The following is a 15,793-nucleotide window of genomic DNA, read 5'->3' on the forward strand; positions in this document are numbered from 1 at the left end:
TGATGGACAAAGTGGCACTGGTGACCGGGGCATCCTCGGGGATAGGCGAACATACCTGCCGCGAACTGGCACGCCGCGGCTTCACGGTATACGCGGCGGCGCGCCGGCTGGAGCGGATGCGTCCGCTGGAAGAGCACGGGGTCCGTGCCCTCGGCATGGACCTGACCGACGACGAGTCGATGGTCGGCGGGGTGGAGCGGATCCTGGCCGAGCAGGGCCGGCTGGACGTGCTGGTCAACAACGCCGGCTACGCGTCCTACGGGGCGGTGGAAGACGTGCCGCTGGCCGATGCCCGGCAGCAGTTCGAGGTGAACCTGTTCGGGATGGGGCGGCTCATCCAACTGGCTGCGCCGGCGATGCGCGCGCAGGGCGGCGGCCGGATCATCAACGTGTCCTCGATCGGCGGCGTCTTCTACGAGCCGCTCGCCGGCTGGTACCACGCGGCCAAATTTGCGGTGGAAGGTTTGTCGGACAGTCTCCGGGTGGAGCTCAAGCCGTTTGGCATTGGCGTGGTGATCATCCAGCCCGGGCCCATTCTGACCGAGTGGAGCGCGATCGCGGACAGCCTGCTGCAAAGCTCGGAGGGGACGGCCTACGAGCAGCAGGCCGAGAGCGTTGCCCGGACCGTTTCCGCGGCCTATGCGGGGCAGACGGCAACGCGCCCGGAGGTGGTTGGCCAGCGGATAGCCCGCGTCGCAGCCGCACGGCGCACGCGGAGCCGGTATCCGGTGGGCCGCGGTGCGCGCACCATCATGAGCGCTCGCCGGCTGTTGCCGGACCGGGTCTTCGACGCCGTGCTTGCCCGGGTTTACCAGCGCTGAGCCGCGCCGAAGTTCTGCGCGTCGAGCCTGTCAGATGGCGTCGTCGTGCGCCGGCAGGAGCCCGCTCCGGTGGCCGAGCTTGACGGCGAGGACGGCTCGGTCCCGGCCTTGGGACTTTGCCTCATACAGGGCCGCGTCGGCGGCCGCGATGAGGTCTGCCAAGGCATCGGCCCCGAGTTCCCCGATCGGCGCGATTCCATAGCTGACGGTCGGCAGCACAAGTTCAGGAGAAGCCGTTCGGCGCAGGTTTGCGCTGATTAGTTGGGTCAGGTCCTCAGCCTGTTCTGCGTCTGCCCCGGACAGCAAGAGGATGAATTCCTCGCCCCCGTAGCGGGCCACAAAGTCGGTGGAACGCACCGTGCCGATACAGGCTGCGGCGAAGGCGCGCAGGGCCGCATCGCCGCTGGCATGGCCGTGAGTGTCGTTGATCCGTTTGAAGTGGTCCAGGTCGGCCAACACCAGCGTTCCGGAGGCCCCGGCCCGGTGGAGTGCACGGATTCTCTCGGCCGCCAGCTCCAGGAAAGCACTGCGGTTCAACAGCCCGGTCAGTCCGTCGTGCATCGCACGCTCGCGCAAAACCATGGCTGTCTGCTCGGCGCTGAAGGCCGCCATGCTGAAGGAAACCACCGTCAGCAGCGTCAGGGTGAGCAGTGTGGTGGGCGCTGAACCGAAGACGCTCCGGAAGATTGCACCATCGGCGCCGACTGCGAGGAAGGCGACCAGCCGGCAGAAGTAGAAGAACCCGACCAGCGCGGAAGTCAGGGCGAGCGAGGTTCGCAGACGCTTGGAGGCCCGCCGCAGCAGGAACAATTCCGCCGAGGACAGCCCGAGGAACAACGCAACGAACCCCAGATAGGCAGGACCGCCGGCCCAGATGTTCGCGGCAGGATTGTCGATTGCGGCGGTGCCGGCCGTCACGGCCAGTGCCGGGATCAGTAGCCACGGAACGGGCTTGAGGGAACGGAGGGAGCGGGCGGCAGCCCAGACGCTCCACGCGCCGGATACTCCCAAGACGTTTCCCAGCGGGTTGGCCCACCACTGCGCGGCGGTTCCATTCAGCAGGTAAGCAGTGGCGCCGACGAGGAACAGGACCAAGGCGGCGCACCACCAGGCGCTGTACGCTGCACGGGTCCGGCGGTAGGTGACCAGGTAAAACAGCATCAGCAGCGCCAGCGACATCACGCCGAAGGCCACCCTGAGGGTTACGGTGTCCAGCTGCAAAGGTCGTGTCCCCTCGTCTGCCGGAATCGCCGGCGTACCGTCGGCGGCTTCAATGGCGTCGTCAGCTGCAGCAACAGGCACTGGCGTGCGAGGACATCCGGCGAAAAGCATACCTTTAACCAGCTGCCGGACCGGCACCTCCGGGCGTAACGCCAGGAGGTCCTCAAACATGTCGGCTGGCCGAACTCAGGGGCGCATGCTGCCCGTCTCCAGGAAGCGCTGGTGCCAGGACAACGCCTCACCCAGCAGGTGCGGAGTGTGCTTGCCGAAGCTGTCGCGGCAGGCCCGGTCGAAATAGTCCTGCAGCATCGGCCGGTAGTCCGGATGCGCGCAGGTTTCGATGATCTTGCGGGCACGCTGCTTCGGGGCCAGGCCGCGTAGGTCGGCCAGGCCGTGTTCGGTCACCACGATCATGGTGTCGTGCTCGGTGTGGTCCACATGGCTGGCCATCGGCACGATGCTGGAGATGTTCCCGCCCTTGGCCGTGCTCGGCGACATGAACACGGACAGGTAGCCGTTCCGGGCGAAGTCGCCGGAGCCGCCGATGCCGTTCATCACCTTGGTGCCGGCGATGTGGGTGGAGTTGACGTTGCCGTAGATGTCCGCCTCGATCATGCCGTTGAGCGCAATGCAGCCCAGCCGGCGGATCAGCTCCGGGTGGTTGGAAATCTCCTGGGTACGCAGGATGATGCGCTCGCGGTAGTAGTCGACGTTGTCGTTGAACTCCTTCACCCCGGGCTGGCTCAGCGAGAAGGACGTGGCCGACGCCATCCGCAGCACGCCGTCCTTGATCAGCTTCAGCATGCCGTCCTGGATGACCTCGGTGTAGGCGGTCAGGCCGCGGTAGCCGCCGGCGGCCAAGCCTTCCAGCACCGCATTGGGGATGTTCCCGACGCCTGACTGCAGCGGCAGGAGCTTATCCGTCAGCCGGCCGCGCTGGACCTCCTGGTCCAGGAAGTCGAGCAGGTGGCCGGCAATTTGCTGCGAGGTCTCGTCCGGCGGATTGAACGGGGAGTTGCGGTCGGGGGCGTCCGTGTGCACGATGGCCACGATCTTGTCCGGGTCCACCTGCAGATACGGTTCACCGATCCGGTCATCCGGGTGCAGCAGCTGGATCGGTTTCCGGTTCGGCGGCAGCGCAGTGCCGTAGTAGACGTCATGCATACCCTCCAGCTCGGCCGGCTGCCCGCTGTTGACCTCCACAATGACCTTGTCGGCTTGTTCCAGCCAGGTCTTGTTGTTGCCGACCGAGGACGACGGAATCAGCCGGCCATCCTCAAGAATGCCGACCACCTCGACGACGGCGAGGTCCACGTCGCCGAAGAACCCGTACCAGGTGTGCTGGGCGACGTGGCTGAGGTGGATGTCGATGTAGTCCAGTTCGCCGGCGTTGATCCGCTCGCGCAGCGCTGGGTCGGATTGGTAGGGCAGGCGCAACTCCATGCCGTCCACCTTGGCCAGCGCGCCGTCGAGCTCGGGGGCGGTTGATGCGCCGGTCAGTACACGGATCTTGAACTGCTGGCCCGCGGCATGGGCGGATTCCATCCTCGCGGCCAGCGCCTGCGGCACGGCCTTCGGGTAGCCGGCCCCGGTGAAGCCGCTCATGGCCACCGTCATGCCGGGCTGGATCAGTTCGGCCGCCTGCTCGGCGGACATTACGCGCTCGAGCATGCGGGCATTGCGAATGCGGTCTTGCATCATGCCCCTTCGTCAGGATCTTCCCCTCCACCTTAGGCGCCGGTCAGAGATGTCCGGGCCTCGATGACGGGCGGAGGCGCCGCGCGGAGCCGGTCCTGCGCCCGGCGGTGCTACGGCTGGCGCAGCTCTTCCTCCGCCGTCTGCCGCACGCAGGCGGAGAGTTCATCGAGGATCGGTGAGCTGATCTTCCAGCGCTGCCAGTACAGCGGCACGTCCACCGGCAGCTCCGGAGCCAGTTGACGGAGTGTGCCGCGGCGGAGGTCCGCCAAACACTGTTGTTCCGGCAGCAGGGCCCAGCCGATGCCCAGCCGGACCGCGGCCGCAAACTCCCCGGAGGCCGGCATGTAGTGGCGGGGCGCGGTTAAGTCCTCCCCAGTCAAGGTCCGGTAGAAGCGCTCCTGCAGGTCGTCCTTGCGGTCGAAGTCCAGCACCGGCGCAGCAGCCAGCCACGCCAGGCCGCCATCCGGCGTTCCGTCGTGCCGCCAATGGCCCAGGTACTCGCTGCTCGCCACGGCCCGGTAGCGGAGCGAGCCGAGGGCTTCCACCGAGCAGCCCTGGACCGGCTCCGGCGTGGCGGTCACCGCTGCGGTCACGCGTCCGGAGCGCAGCAACGAGGTGGAATGCTGCTCGTCTTCCCGGTGCACCTCAAAGAACACGCCCCGGTCACGCGGCATCCGGGCCAGCGCCCCGAGAAACCAGGTGGCGAGCGAATCCGCGTTGACCACCAGCGGCAGGGCCGTCCCGGTCACGCTGCCGCCGAGTTCGCGCTGCGCATCGGCCTGCAGGACCCGCACCTGCCGCGCCAACCGCAGGACCACGTCCCCGGCCGCGGTCGGCTGGACCGGTGAAGTGCGCTGCAGCAACACCTGCCCGGCAGCCTGCTCCATGGCCTTGATCCGCTGCGAAACGGCGGAGGGAGTCACCTGCAGGGCGCGGGAGGCGGCATCAAAACTGCCCTCTTGAACGACGACGGCGAAGGTCGCCAGATGCTCGAACTGGAACGGCTGCATAAGAAAATCTTACGCATCCTAAATTTCTTTAGCTGTACTGGTGACGGTGGCTCGGATAGCGTCGTCTGCTGTGACTACCGCTATTGCCCCCACCGTCTTGCTGGGCCTAGGAACCGGACTCGCCCTCATCATCGCGATCGGCGCCCAGAACGCCTTCGTGCTGCGGCAGGGGATCCGGGGCGAGCACATCGGCGTCGTCGTGCTGATCTGTGCCGTCTCCGACGCGGTGCTGATCGCCGCCGGGATCGCCGGTATCGGTGCGGTGATCGAGGCGGCGCCGGCGGTGGTGGACGTGATCCGGCTGGGCGGCGCCGCCTTCCTGCTGGCGTATGCGGTCTTCGCCGCCAAGCGGGCCATCAAACCGGGCGCGCTCACCGCCGCGGAGAATCAGCGCGGCGGCGGGCTGGCCACCGTGGCCGCCACGGCCTTGGCACTGACCTGGCTGAACCCGCACGTCTATCTGGACACGGTCCTGCTGCTCGGTTCCATCGCCAACACCCAGGGCCCGGAGCTGCGCTGGTACTTCGGCGCCGGCGCGGTGCTCGGCAGTATCGCCTGGTTCAGCGCGCTCGGGTTCGGCGCCCGACTGCTGCGCCCCTTCTTCGCCCGCCCCGGTTCCTGGCGGATCCTGGACGGGCTGATCGCGGTAGTGATGCTGGCGCTGGGGCTGCGGATGGCCTTCGGCTTCTGAGCGCTGCCGAGCGTCCAGACTGTGCAAGGATGCCGGTATGGCCAGCAAGCTCCTGTTCCTAGCGGACACGCACGTACCGAAACGTGCGCGGCGGCTCCCGCACCAGGTTTGGGATGCGGTGGCCGCGGCCGATGTGGTGTTCCACGCCGGCGATTGGGTCACCGCGGACCTGCTGGACGAGCTGGAGCAGCGCAGCCGGCGGCTGATCGGCGTGTACGGCAACAACGACGGCGACGACCTGCGCTCGCGCCTGCCGGAGATCGCCGCCGCAACCGTTGAGGGCGTTCGCTTCGCCATGATCCACGAGACCGGAGCCGCCAAAGGCAGGGAACAGCGGTGTGAGGTGCGCTTTCCCGAGGTGGACGTGCTGGTGTTCGGGCACAGCCACATCCCGTGGGACACCACCTCGCCCGGCGGCCTGCGGCTGCTCAATCCGGGGTCGCCGACCGACCGCCGCCGCCAGCCGGCCTGTACCTACCTGACGGCGACGGCCGACCGCGGCAGGCTCGTTGACGTCAAGCTGGTGCCGGTGGACAAGGCGGGCTAGTTGCCGGAAACGGCTTTGCTGACTTCGGCCGGGTTCTCGTACTGCCGGTCGGGAAGATTCCTGAGAGCCGACAGCACGTCGTCGCCTGCCCCGGAGTTTTCGGCGTTCTTCACCAGGTCGGCGGCGGAGGCGGGGTAGTCAACGCCGCCCAGCGCCTTTTGGATTTCGATGGGACTGGGGTTCTCTGCCATGGAGGTGTCCTTCCGGTCGGCTAGGGACCCCACGCTACGCGCTGAGCCGTGCGCGGGGAAGAGGCCTGCCACCGTCCGGGCGCCGCTGCCGGGCGCCGCTGCAGCCGCCGACACGGGATACCACCGGCCGCGGGACGCTACCGGAGGTGTGGGGCATCGCCGTCGTTGGTTGGCTGGACCCGGTTCACGGACAGCGCCGGAGTGGCCGCCAGCGTTTGGTAGACCACGCAGTAGCGCTCGGTCAGCCGGAGCAGGGTGTCCAGCTCGGCGTCGCCGGCGCCGCTGACCAGTTCGAAGCGCACCCGGATGCGTTGGAACCCGACCGGCGCGTCCCTGTCTACCGCCAGCGTGCCGCGGAAGTCCAGGTCGCCCTCGGCATGGACGCGGCCGGCCACCTCCAGCCCCAGTGAGGCGGCGACGGCCTGCAGCGTCACTCCGGCGCATGCCGCCAGTGCCTGCAGGAGCATGTCCCCGGAGCAGACCAGGCTGCCGTCGCCGCCGGTGGCAGGGTGCAGTCCGGCCTCAACCAGGGCATGGCCGGTAGCGACGGAACAGCTGGTTCCTTCACCAAGTTCGCCCTCGGCGTAAAGCGTGATCATCGCGGCGTCGGGCTGCCGCCGATACTTGGCCTTCAGCGGAGCCTGCACGGCCCGCAAATTCTGCGTAGTCACGAACCCATCATGCTCCCGCCGGCCGCCGGTGTATACGGGTACCGAGGGCCATGAAAACCGCATGGATCCGCGGCCAATCGCCCGTTCGCCGCCTCCCCAAAGGGCGGACTCAGGCGCCCCGGCAGCAGGGCAGCTGGGGATGGGGGTGCGGCCCCCGCGGTTTGCCGATAGGGGAGGGAAGCATGCTTAGCCTTGACCCCCGCCGATCGGCTGCAGCGACACGCCCAGAGAAGATCACGGTTTTGCAACGCTGATTACTTTCCGGTAGCGTCCTCGGAGTGCGCAGGTCAGATGACCACGCCAGGGGGTGCCGAAACACTCGGCGCGATGACCCAAATGAATATGCCCGGACGCTGCCCACGCCTTTCGCCGTCAGAATGGCAGACGTCCACATGACCTCGATCTTTACGAGTGGCTGACGGCGGCGCAGGGATGTCCGGGGACGGACTGAGCGCAAGGCGGCCTCAGCGGAGCATTGTGAACTCACAGAAAAACAAGAACTTCAGCCGTGCCCTGCGTGGCGGTCTCGCCGCCCTGGCCCTGACCGGTGCCAGCGTAGCCATGATCGGACCGGCCGCAAACGCCGCCGATGGCGCCACCTGGGATGCGCTGGCCGAGTGCGAGTCGGGCGGTAGCTGGAGCACCAACACCGGCAACGGCTTCTCGGGTGGCCTGCAGTTCACTCCGAGCACGTGGGCAGCCCACGGCGGCAGCGGCTCGGCAGAGAACGCCAGCCGCGCGGAGCAGATCGCGGTGGCGGAGAAGGTCCTGGACAACCAGGGCTGGGGTGCATGGCCGGCATGCTCGTCCAAGCTGGGACTGTCCGGCGGCGGCGGAGGATCGCAGGTGAGCAGCCAGTCTGCCGAGATCCAGCAGGCTCCGGTCCAGCAGGCGCCCGTCGCTGAAGCGCCGGTTCAGCAGCAGGCCCCCGTCCAGCAGGCCCCGGTCCAGCAGGCTCCGGCCCCCGCTGCCGCACCCGCCCTCGAGGCCCCGGCTGTGAGCGGCGAAACCTACGCCGTCCAGTCCGGCGACACCATGGCCACCATCGCCGAGTCCATGGGACTCCAGGGCGGCTGGGAAGATCTGTTTGCGGCCAACACGGACACCGTGTCGGACCCCAACCTGATCTTCGTGGACCAGGTTCTGCAGGTTCCCGCGCACTAATTAGCACGCTAACTAGCATGTTGTGAAACGCCCCGTTCTCCACCCGGAGGGCGGGGCGTTTCCGTCTGCCAACGCGGCCGGGAGCCATAGACTGGCATCAAACCGAGTGAGAGGACCGGCCGCTGTATGCCCACCACTGAGAACCGCCCCTGGCTGCAGAACTACCAGTCCGGCGTGCCCGCCGAGATTGAGATGCCAACCGAGTCGCTCTCACACATGCTGGATAGCTCGGTCCGCAGGTTCGGCAAGAATCAGGCCCTGGACTTCTTCGGGGCGTCCACCAGCTACCGGGAGCTGGGCCGCCAGGTGGACCGGGCCGCCGAAGGCCTGCGCAGGCTGGGCGTGGGCCCGGGCAGCCGCGTGGCCCTGATCCTGCCCAACTGCCCGCAGCATGTGGTGGCCTTCTATGCGGTGCTGCGGCTGGGCGCCGTCGTCGTCGAACACAATCCGCTGTACACCGAGCGCGAGCTCCGGCACCAGTTTGAGGACCATGGCGCCACGGTGGCCGTGGTCTGGAGCAACGTGGTGGCTAAGGTCCAGGCGTTTCCCGCCGACCTTGCCGTCAAGACGATCGTCTCGGTGGATCTGACCCGCGCCATGCCGCGCGCCAAGCGGCTGGCGCTTAGGCTGCCGGTCCCGGCCGCCATCAAATCCCGCAAGGCGTTGACCGCCCCGGTGAAGAACACCGTTTCCTGGGAGAAGCTGCTGAAGTCCAAGCCGCTGAAGAAGGACTTCCCCCGCCCCGAAGTCAGCGATCTGGCGGCCATCCAGTACACCTCCGGCACCACCGGCCATCCCAAGGGCGCGATGCTGACCCACCGGAATCTGCGGGCCAATGCGGAACAGGGCCGCGCGTGGATGCACGGCGTGGCCGAGGGCAAGGAGGTCATGTACGCGGTGCTGCCGATGTTCCACGCCTTCGGCATGACCCTGTATCTGACCTTCGGCGTCCTTACCGGCTCGCGGGTTGTTCTCTTCCCCAAATTCGACGTGGACCTGGTGCTCTCCGCGGCCAAGAAGACCCCGCCCACCATCTACTGCGCGGTGCCGCCCATCTATGAGCGGACCGCCAACGAGGCGCGGAAGCGCGGGGTGTCCCTGGAGTCGGTGCGGTTCGCCATCTCCGGAGCCATGAACCTGCCGCAGGCCACCGTGGACCTGTGGGAGGACACCGCCGGAGGCCTGCTGGTGGAGGGCTACGGGATGACCGAAACATCCCCGGTGGCCATGGGCAACCCGTTCGCACCCACCCGCCGGAACGGGACCATCGGCGTGCCCTTCCCCAGCACCGAGATGCGGGTGGTTGACCCGGACAGCCCGGCCCAGGACGTGGAGCCCGGGCAGCCTGGCGAACTGCTGATCCGCGGGCCGCAGGTGTTCCAGGGCTACTGGGGCAAGCCGGAGGAAACCGCCGCCGCGCTGCTGGACGGCGGCTGGGTGCGCACCGGCGATATTGTCACCGTGGACGAGCAGCACAACGCCCGGATTGTGGACCGGGTGAAGGAACTGATCATCACCGGCGGCTTCAACGTCTCGCCGTCGGAGGTCGAGGACGCGCTGCGGTCCCATCCGGACGTGGTGGATGCGGCGGTGGTGGGCATCCCGCGGCCCGAGGGAGGCGAAGAGGTGACGGCCGCCGTCGTGCTCCGGGAGGGCGGCCTCACGCTGGGCGAGGGCGAGATGCGGGACTATTGCCGCGGCCGGCTGGCGGCGTACAAGGTGCCGCGGCGGATTGTTGCCGTGCCGGAACTGCCCAAGTCCATGCTCGGGAAGGTGCTGCGCAAGCAGGTCAAGGAGCAGCTCGCCGCCCGGTAGTGCCTCTTGTTCTGCTGCGCGGTGTCGGCGCCGGCGCCGAACGGCCGCTCGGCCATCAGCCGGCCAAGTGCGTGACGCGTCACATTTCGGCACCGCTGCAGGGATGGCTTGTGAGCCGTGACATAGTAGAGCGCTGTGGCCGCGTGCTGAACCGCGCTTCCGTTGGGGGAGACTGTGGGCGCTGCCACCCAGTTTTTCGATTTGAGGAAGTGACATGAAGCGAACATTCCTGACGCTGCTGGCCGGTGTCTCCGTGCTGGGCCTGGCGGCCTGCGGCTCCGGCTCACCCAGCGGCGGCGAGGCCGGAGGCAACGAGCCCGCAGCCTCGGGCGGACTCACCCCGGTGACCGTCGGCGTGATCCCGATCGTTGACACCGCACCGCTCTGGCTCGGCGACTCGAAGGGCTTCTTCGAGGAAGAGGGCCTGGATCTGGACATCCAGAACGTTGCCGGTGGCGCTGCCGCCATCCCGGCCGTGGTCAGCGGTGGCTTCGACTTCGCCTTCGGCAACCTGGTCTCGGTCATGGTCGCCAATGACAAGGGCCTGGACATCCAGCTGGTGGCCAACGGCAACTCCACCTCGGGCGATACCTCGCACGACTTCGGCGGCGTGGTGGTCAAGGGTGATTCGGACATTAAGTCGCCCAAGGACCTGGCCGGCAAGACCGTCTCGGTCAACACCCTGTCCAACATCGGTGACACCACCATCCGCAGCGTGATCGAAGCTGACGGCGGCGACCCGGATAGCGTGAAGTTCGTGGAGGTCGGCTTCCCGGACGCGCCGGCAGCACTGGCCAACGGCCAGGTTGACGCGGCCTGGATCCTGGATCCGTTCCTGTCCCAGGCCGTGGACGACGGCGGCCGCGTGGTCTCCTACAACTTCGCCGACTTCGACAAGAAGCTGGACATCTCCGGCTACTTCGCCACCGGCGACACCGTGGCCAACGATCCGGAACTGGTCAAGAAGTTCCAGGCTGCGATGAACCGCTCGCTGGAATACGCGCAGGAGAACCCGGACGAAGTCCGCGACATCGTGGGCACCTACACCAAGATCGACGAAGCCGCCCGCGCGGAGATGGCACTGCCGGCCTTCCGCAAGGACTTCAACATGGAGGCGGCGCAGAAGCTCGCCGACGCAGCCCTGAAGTACGGCACGCTGACCAAGGCTGCGGAGCTGGACAAGTTCTTCCCGTAAGCAGCACGCCTTAAAGCAGTACGACGGCGGGGTCCCCCGTCCGTCCGATGCGCCGGACAGCGTCTCTCCCGCAGGGGAGGGGCGCTGTCTGCGTTCTGTCCGCCGGTCGGCGTTGCGCGGTTGTCAGCGCCGGGCGGTCAGCAGCGCCGGGCGGTCAGATCCGGCTGCGCTCGCCGGGGTCCTGCCACTTGCGGGCCGGCGGGGTCCAGCCGTCAATGGCCTCCAGCAGTTCCGCGGCGGAGCCGGCCACGATGACGGCATCGCGGTAGGCCTGCTTCAGGAAGCCTGCGCCGACCAGGGAGTCGATCGCCGCCAGCAGGGGGTCCCAAAAACCGTTGATGTTCAGAAAGGCCACCGGCTTCTCGTGGATGCCCAGCTGCAGCCAGGTCCAGGCCTCGAAGATTTCCTCAAGTGTGCCCACCCCGCCCGGCAGGGCTACAAAGCCGTCGGCCAGGTCGGCCATCATCTGCTTGCGTTCGTGCATGGAGTCCACCACGTGCAGGGTGCTCAGGCCGGTGTGCCCCACCTCGGTCCGGTCCAGCGAGGACGGGATCACGCCCACCACCTCGCCGCCGGCGGCCACGGCGCTGTCCGCCACGGTGCCCATCAGGCCCACCTGCCCGCCGCCGTACACAATGCCGATGCCGCGGGACGCCAGTTCGGCGGCAAAGGCCGCCGTCTCCCGCGCGTAAAGGGCGTGTGTTCCGCTGGCCGAACCGGTGAAGACTGCAAGTCGCATGCTGCCATTATCCCAGCCGCTAGACTCTCGGATTATGACCGACGTCGACGAGCAAGGCCGCCCGGAACCGCCGCTGGCCGCCAACGAACTGGACACGCTGCTGGGATTCCTGGAGTTCCACCGCGCCACCTTGGAGTGGAAATGCGCGGGTCTGGGCGCGGACGGATTGGCCGCCAAGCTGCCGCCGTCGCGGATGACGCTCGGCGGCATGCTCAAGCATCTGGCGTTCGTGGAGGACTACTGGTTCTCCCACAGGCTGCACGGACAGGAGCCACAGCCGCCGTGGGACAGCGTGGACTGGATGGCGGAGCCGGACTGGGACTGGGACTCGGCGGCCGGAGACACCCCGGAACAGCTGCGGAAACTGTGGAGCGAGAGCGTGGCGCGTTCCCGCGTCCTGACCGCTGAAGCAGTGGCAGCCGGCGGCTTGGACGGTATGGCCGTCAAGGCAGGCCGGACGGGCAGCGTTCCGAACCTGCGCTGGATCCTGGTTCACATGATCGAGGAGTATTGCCGGCATAACGGGCACGCCGACCTGCTGCGCGAGGCAGTGGACGGGCTGGTCGGGGAGTAGCCGGCATCAACCGTTGGCTGACAATGACGCGCGGCCAACGACCGGTGGACTGCAGCCGCCACCAACAGCAGGCGTCAACAGCCAGCGGAGGCCAGGGCCGCCGCCGGAGTCGATCCTATTCGGGCTCTTCGCGGGGGTACTCTTCGTCCTCGTCTTCGCTGATCGACTCCAGTTGCTCCTGCAGGTCCGCCTCGTTCGCCTCCCAGCCGACCGGAGGCACCGTCGAAGGCGGCTGCTCCGAGGCATCCTCATCTACCGGGCGGTCCTGCCAGGCGCGGTCGGCCTCGTCCGCGTCCGGGATCTCTGCGTCGTGGTTGCCGGTGCTGGTCATTGCGGCCCTCCTGGTTTCTGCTGCGGTTGAACGTGGGGGATGCGGTGCATCCGCCGGTGGTGCGCCGGCCTAGCCTCCCGCGACCGACTGGATGATAAGCAGTTCCTGTCCCGGGGCAACCAGCGTGGCCGGCCCCTGCAGCGTGCGGATGTCTTCGCCGTCCAGATAGAAGTTGACGTAGCGGCGGATGGCCCCGGTTTCATTGCGCACGCGCCGGTTGAACACCGGGTAGTCGCCGGCCAGGGCGTCCAGAATCTCCGCCACGGATCGCGGAGCGGACGCGGGCACGCTGAGCTCGCGCTGCTCGCCGGTTACCTTGGCCAGCAGGCTGGGCACGACGACGGTGACCGCCTTCTCTGCAACACCCACCATTGCGAGTCCCTCCTCTTACAGACTGGCGGCCCGGACGCAGAGGACGTCCGGCAAGCCCGAGGCAACTTGCACGAAGACTTCGCCCTCGTCGGCGCTGGCGTACACCGAACCGCCGCGGGTGCCGAAGTAGACCCCAGCCGGGTCGCCGGTGTCCACCGCGGCCGCATCACGGAGCACCACGTTGTAGTCCAGGTCCGGCAGTCCGGTGCCGAACCGCGCCCAGGTGGCACCGCCGTCGTCGGTCCGATGCACCGCGAGGTGCCCGTCCGGCGGGATCCGCTCGCCGTCGGCCTTGATCGGGACCACCCAGGCGGTCCGCGTCCTCCGCGGATGCGTGAGCATGACGAAGCCGAAGTCGCTGGGCAGTCCGTCGGCGATGGATTCCCAGTTGTCGCCGGAATCATCCGACCGGTAGACGCCGTGGTGGTTCTGCGCAAAGAGCGTGGACGGTTCCACCGCGTCCCGGGCGATCTTGTGGACGCACTGGCCCACCTCGGGGTTCGGATCGGGCATGAAGTAGGCGCTGATGCCGTGGTTGCGGGCCTGCCAGCTGTCGCCGCCGTCGTTGCTGCGGTAGACCCCGCCGGTGCTCATGGCCACGTGCACGGTGTCCGGATCGTCCGGGCTCGGCAGGATCGAATGGGCGGCCGCCCCGCCGTAGCCGGCGCCCCACTGGTCCTTGTCCGGGTGGTTCCAGAGCGCGCGGTTGAGTTCGAAGTGTTCGCCGCCGTCGGTGGACTTCCAGACCGAGATCGGTTCGCAGCCCGCCCAGACCACGCCCGGACGGTCCGCCGCGTCCGGTTGGATTTGCCAGACCCGCTCCAGCGCGGCGCCGTCGCCGTCGTTAAAGCGGATGGCGCCGTTCTCCGGCTCGGTCCAGGTCTCGCCCAAATCGTCCGAGTGGAAGACGGTGGGTCCCCAGTGTTCCGAGCGCGCCCCCACCAGCAGCCGGGTGGACCCGTTGCGCTGGTCGATCCCGATGCTGGGGATTTCGTTCATCAAAAAGTGCGGCCCGGACAGGGACCAGTTGGTCCGGTCCCGGCTGGTGGCCAGCCACAGGCCCTTCTTCGTCCCGATTGCCAAAACCGTTTCCCCAGTCGCCATGCCACCCATTCGACCACCGCGCTACCGCCGGCGCAACGGTTTTTACGATGAATGGGGACAGACGAGGCAGAATGGGGAGGCCGACGCATGCCACAGAAAGAGGACATTGAGCACGCAGCCGCCAAACCAGCCGGGGTCCCGCTTATGGCTCTGGGTCCTCATGGCAGCCGCCGTGCTGACCCAGACGTCGCTGAACCTGGCCCGGCCGGTGGTGTCCTACAAGCTGCTGGCCCTTGGCGGCGACGCGGCGGTGATCGGTGTGGTGACCGCTATTTACGCGGTGCTGCCGGTGGTGGCCGCGTTGTGGCTGGGGCGGGTGAGCGACCGGGTCGCCTCGCTCAAGGGCATGGTGGTGCTCGGCTCGGTCATGCTGTCGCTGGCCGCCGTGGGGCTGGCGCTCGCGGAGGACTTCCTGCTGATCGGCCTCTCGATGGCACTGCTCGGCATGGGGCATTTGGTCTTCACCATCGCCGGCCAGTCAGCGATCGGACGCTACGCCGCACTGAACCAGATGGACAGCGGCTTTGGCTGGTTCACTGCCGCCTTTTCGCTGGGCCAGCTGCTCGGCCCGTTGCTGGCCGGCGTGCTGCTGGGCACCGGCACGGAGGGCGTGGGGCCGGACTGGCTGGGCGCCATCAACATGGCCCTGCTGCTGGCCGCCGGCATTGCCCTGGCCGGGGCGCCGATGATGCTGATCGGCGCACACCCGGGGGTGGCGCGGCGGCGGTTCCGCCGCAAGAACAACGACGGCGGTGCGGGCGCCGCTGCCGTCCGGCCGGCGGCGGTGAAGGAACCGGTGCTGCAGATTCTGCGGCGGCCCGGGGTGGCGTGGAACATGCTGGCCTCGCTGGCGCTGCTGTCCGTGATCGACATTCTGGTGGCGTTCCTGCCGCTGGTCGGTGAGGAACTGGGGGTGGCGCCGTTCTGGGTGGGCGTGCTGCTGGCCGTCCGCGCCTGCGCGTCGATCATCTCGCGGATACTGCTGCCCTGGCTGGTGCACCGCTGGAGCCGGATCCAGCTGCTGGTGGCCAGCCTGCTGGGATCCGGCCTCACCATCGCGGTCACGCCGTTTGTGCTGGAGCCGTTCTGGCCGGCCGCTGTGGCGCTGTTCGTGGGCGGCTTCCTGCTGGGCCTGGGCCAACCGCTGACCATGACGCTGATCAGCCACGCGGTCCGGCCGGAATCCCGCGGAGCCGCGCTGGCACTGAGGCTGCTGGGCAACCGGGTGGGGCAGGTGGTCCTGCCGCTCGCCGCCGGCCTGGTCGCCGCGCCGCTGGGACCGGGCGGTGCCATCTGGTTCTCCTGCGCCGTCCTCGGCGCAGCAGCAACAGCCCGCCTAACCGTCCGCAGCGACTCCGGTGGTCGACCAAGCGAGCCCTAGCGAGCGCGTGGCGACCCGCACCCCGGTGGTCGACCAAGCGAGCGCTAGCGAGCGTGTGGAGACCCAAGTGGAGACCCGTCGCCCGGAATCACACGCGACTTAGACACCTCGCTCGTTCCTCGCTCGGCGATGCGCCGCTTAGCGATTCCGGCCGCCGGCGACGGTGGTCGACCAGGCGAGCGCCAGCCCCCGGTGGTCGCCCAGCCTCCGCCGCCCAACGTTGGTCGACCAAGCGAGCGCTAGCGAGCGCGTGGAGACCCGCGGGCAG

17 protein-coding genes are annotated in these 15,793 nt (G+C 68.2%); 8 read left to right on the forward strand and 9 right to left on the reverse strand.

Going from position 1 to position 15,793, the window contains the following annotated elements; translation table 11 throughout:
- Window positions 1–2 precede the first annotated feature (2 nt).
- Window positions 3–821, forward strand: a complete 819-nt coding sequence (locus AB0N75_RS10580) for an oxidoreductase (protein WP_364649060.1) — start codon at window positions 3–5, stop codon at window positions 819–821.
- A gap of 30 nt (window positions 822–851) precedes the next feature.
- On the opposite strand, the gene AB0N75_RS10585 is transcribed toward AB0N75_RS10580, so the two are convergent.
- The 3 genes from AB0N75_RS10585 to AB0N75_RS10595 form a co-directional block, all read right to left on the reverse strand.
- On the reverse strand, window positions 852–2,123 hold the full coding sequence (locus tag AB0N75_RS10585) for a diguanylate cyclase (protein WP_364649063.1): 1,272 nt from the start codon (window positions 2,121–2,123) through the stop codon (window positions 852–854).
- 105 nt (window positions 2,124–2,228) lie between these two features.
- Entirely contained in the window at window positions 2,229–3,740 is a 1,512-nt protein-coding gene (locus AB0N75_RS10590; protein ID WP_364649066.1) for an acetyl-CoA hydrolase/transferase family protein, read from the reverse strand.
- 110 nt (window positions 3,741–3,850) lie between these two features.
- Window positions 3,851–4,750, reverse strand: a complete 900-nt coding sequence (locus AB0N75_RS10595) for a LysR family transcriptional regulator ArgP (protein WP_364649069.1) — start codon at window positions 4,748–4,750, stop codon at window positions 3,851–3,853.
- A 70-nt stretch (window positions 4,751–4,820) separates the two neighbouring features.
- On the opposite strand from AB0N75_RS10595, the gene AB0N75_RS10600 reads away from it, so the two are divergent.
- Together AB0N75_RS10600 and AB0N75_RS10605 are read left to right on the forward strand one after the other, a co-directional pair.
- On the forward strand, window positions 4,821–5,441 hold the full coding sequence (locus AB0N75_RS10600; protein WP_364649072.1) for a LysE family transporter: 621 nt from the start codon (window positions 4,821–4,823) through the stop codon (window positions 5,439–5,441).
- A 37-nt stretch (window positions 5,442–5,478) separates the two neighbouring features.
- A complete protein-coding gene (locus tag AB0N75_RS10605; protein WP_364649075.1) occupies window positions 5,479–5,988 on the forward strand; it encodes a metallophosphoesterase in 510 nt (169 codons plus the stop codon).
- On the opposite strand, the gene AB0N75_RS10610 is transcribed toward AB0N75_RS10605, so the two are convergent.
- Window positions 5,985–6,179, reverse strand: a complete 195-nt coding sequence (locus AB0N75_RS10610; protein WP_364649078.1) for a DUF2795 domain-containing protein — start codon at window positions 6,177–6,179, stop codon at window positions 5,985–5,987. The genes AB0N75_RS10605 and AB0N75_RS10610 overlap by 4 nt on opposite strands.
- Before the next feature lie 137 nt (window positions 6,180–6,316).
- Window positions 6,317–6,850, reverse strand: coding sequence for an OsmC family protein (locus tag AB0N75_RS10615; RefSeq protein ID WP_364649081.1), 534 nt, complete (start codon window positions 6,848–6,850; stop codon window positions 6,317–6,319).
- Between the two features lie 561 nt (window positions 6,851–7,411).
- Between AB0N75_RS10615 and AB0N75_RS10620 the strand changes: the two genes are divergently transcribed.
- The 3 genes from AB0N75_RS10620 (at window position 7,412) to AB0N75_RS10630 (ending at window position 11,024) form a co-directional block, all read left to right on the forward strand.
- Window positions 7,412–8,014, forward strand: a complete 603-nt coding sequence (locus AB0N75_RS10620) for a transglycosylase family protein (RefSeq protein ID WP_364649550.1) — start codon at window positions 7,412–7,414, stop codon at window positions 8,012–8,014.
- Window positions 8,015–8,140: 126 nt separating this feature from the next.
- Window positions 8,141–9,829 carry a long-chain-fatty-acid--CoA ligase gene (locus tag AB0N75_RS10625; RefSeq protein WP_364649084.1) on the forward strand — a complete coding sequence of 563 codons (1,689 nt, stop codon included), beginning with the start codon at window positions 8,141–8,143 and terminating at the stop codon, window positions 9,827–9,829.
- Between the two features lie 214 nt (window positions 9,830–10,043).
- Window positions 10,044–11,024 carry an ABC transporter substrate-binding protein gene (locus AB0N75_RS10630; protein WP_364649087.1) on the forward strand — a complete coding sequence of 327 codons (981 nt, stop codon included), beginning with the start codon at window positions 10,044–10,046 and terminating at the stop codon, window positions 11,022–11,024.
- Window positions 11,025–11,178: 154 nt separating this feature from the next.
- Here AB0N75_RS10630 and AB0N75_RS10635 read toward each other — a convergent pair whose 3' ends face one another.
- Window positions 11,179–11,763, reverse strand: a complete 585-nt coding sequence (locus AB0N75_RS10635; protein ID WP_364649090.1) for a TIGR00730 family Rossman fold protein — start codon at window positions 11,761–11,763, stop codon at window positions 11,179–11,181.
- 34 nt (window positions 11,764–11,797) lie between these two features.
- Between AB0N75_RS10635 and AB0N75_RS10640 the strand changes: the two genes are divergently transcribed.
- A complete protein-coding gene (locus tag AB0N75_RS10640; protein WP_364649092.1) occupies window positions 11,798–12,337 on the forward strand; it encodes a DinB family protein in 540 nt (179 codons plus the stop codon).
- Window positions 12,338–12,452: 115 nt separating this feature from the next.
- Here AB0N75_RS10640 and AB0N75_RS10645 read toward each other — a convergent pair whose 3' ends face one another.
- The 3 genes from AB0N75_RS10645 to AB0N75_RS10655 all read right to left on the reverse strand — a co-directional run bounded on the left by AB0N75_RS10645 (window position 12,453) and on the right by AB0N75_RS10655 (window position 14,153).
- Window positions 12,453–12,668, reverse strand: a complete 216-nt coding sequence (locus AB0N75_RS10645) for a hypothetical protein (RefSeq protein WP_364649095.1) — start codon at window positions 12,666–12,668, stop codon at window positions 12,453–12,455.
- A 69-nt stretch (window positions 12,669–12,737) separates the two neighbouring features.
- Window positions 12,738–13,040, reverse strand: a complete 303-nt coding sequence (locus tag AB0N75_RS10650; protein ID WP_364649097.1) for a MoaD/ThiS family protein — start codon at window positions 13,038–13,040, stop codon at window positions 12,738–12,740.
- A gap of 15 nt (window positions 13,041–13,055) precedes the next feature.
- On the reverse strand, window positions 13,056–14,153 hold the full coding sequence (locus AB0N75_RS10655) for an exo-alpha-sialidase (RefSeq protein ID WP_364649100.1): 1,098 nt from the start codon (window positions 14,151–14,153) through the stop codon (window positions 13,056–13,058).
- Window positions 14,154–14,304: 151 nt separating this feature from the next.
- Here AB0N75_RS10655 and AB0N75_RS10660 point away from each other — a divergent pair, with 151 nt between their 5' ends.
- Window positions 14,305–15,525: an MFS transporter gene (locus AB0N75_RS10660; RefSeq protein WP_364649102.1), complete on the forward strand. Its 1,221-nt coding sequence runs from the start codon at window positions 14,305–14,307 to the stop codon at window positions 15,523–15,525.
- The last annotated feature ends 268 nt before the right edge of the window (window positions 15,526–15,793 follow it).

Origin of the sequence: Arthrobacter sp. NPDC089319 (assembly GCF_040684925.1) — a bacterium.
Taxonomy (GTDB): Bacteria; Actinomycetota; Actinomycetes; order Actinomycetales; family Micrococcaceae; genus Crystallibacter.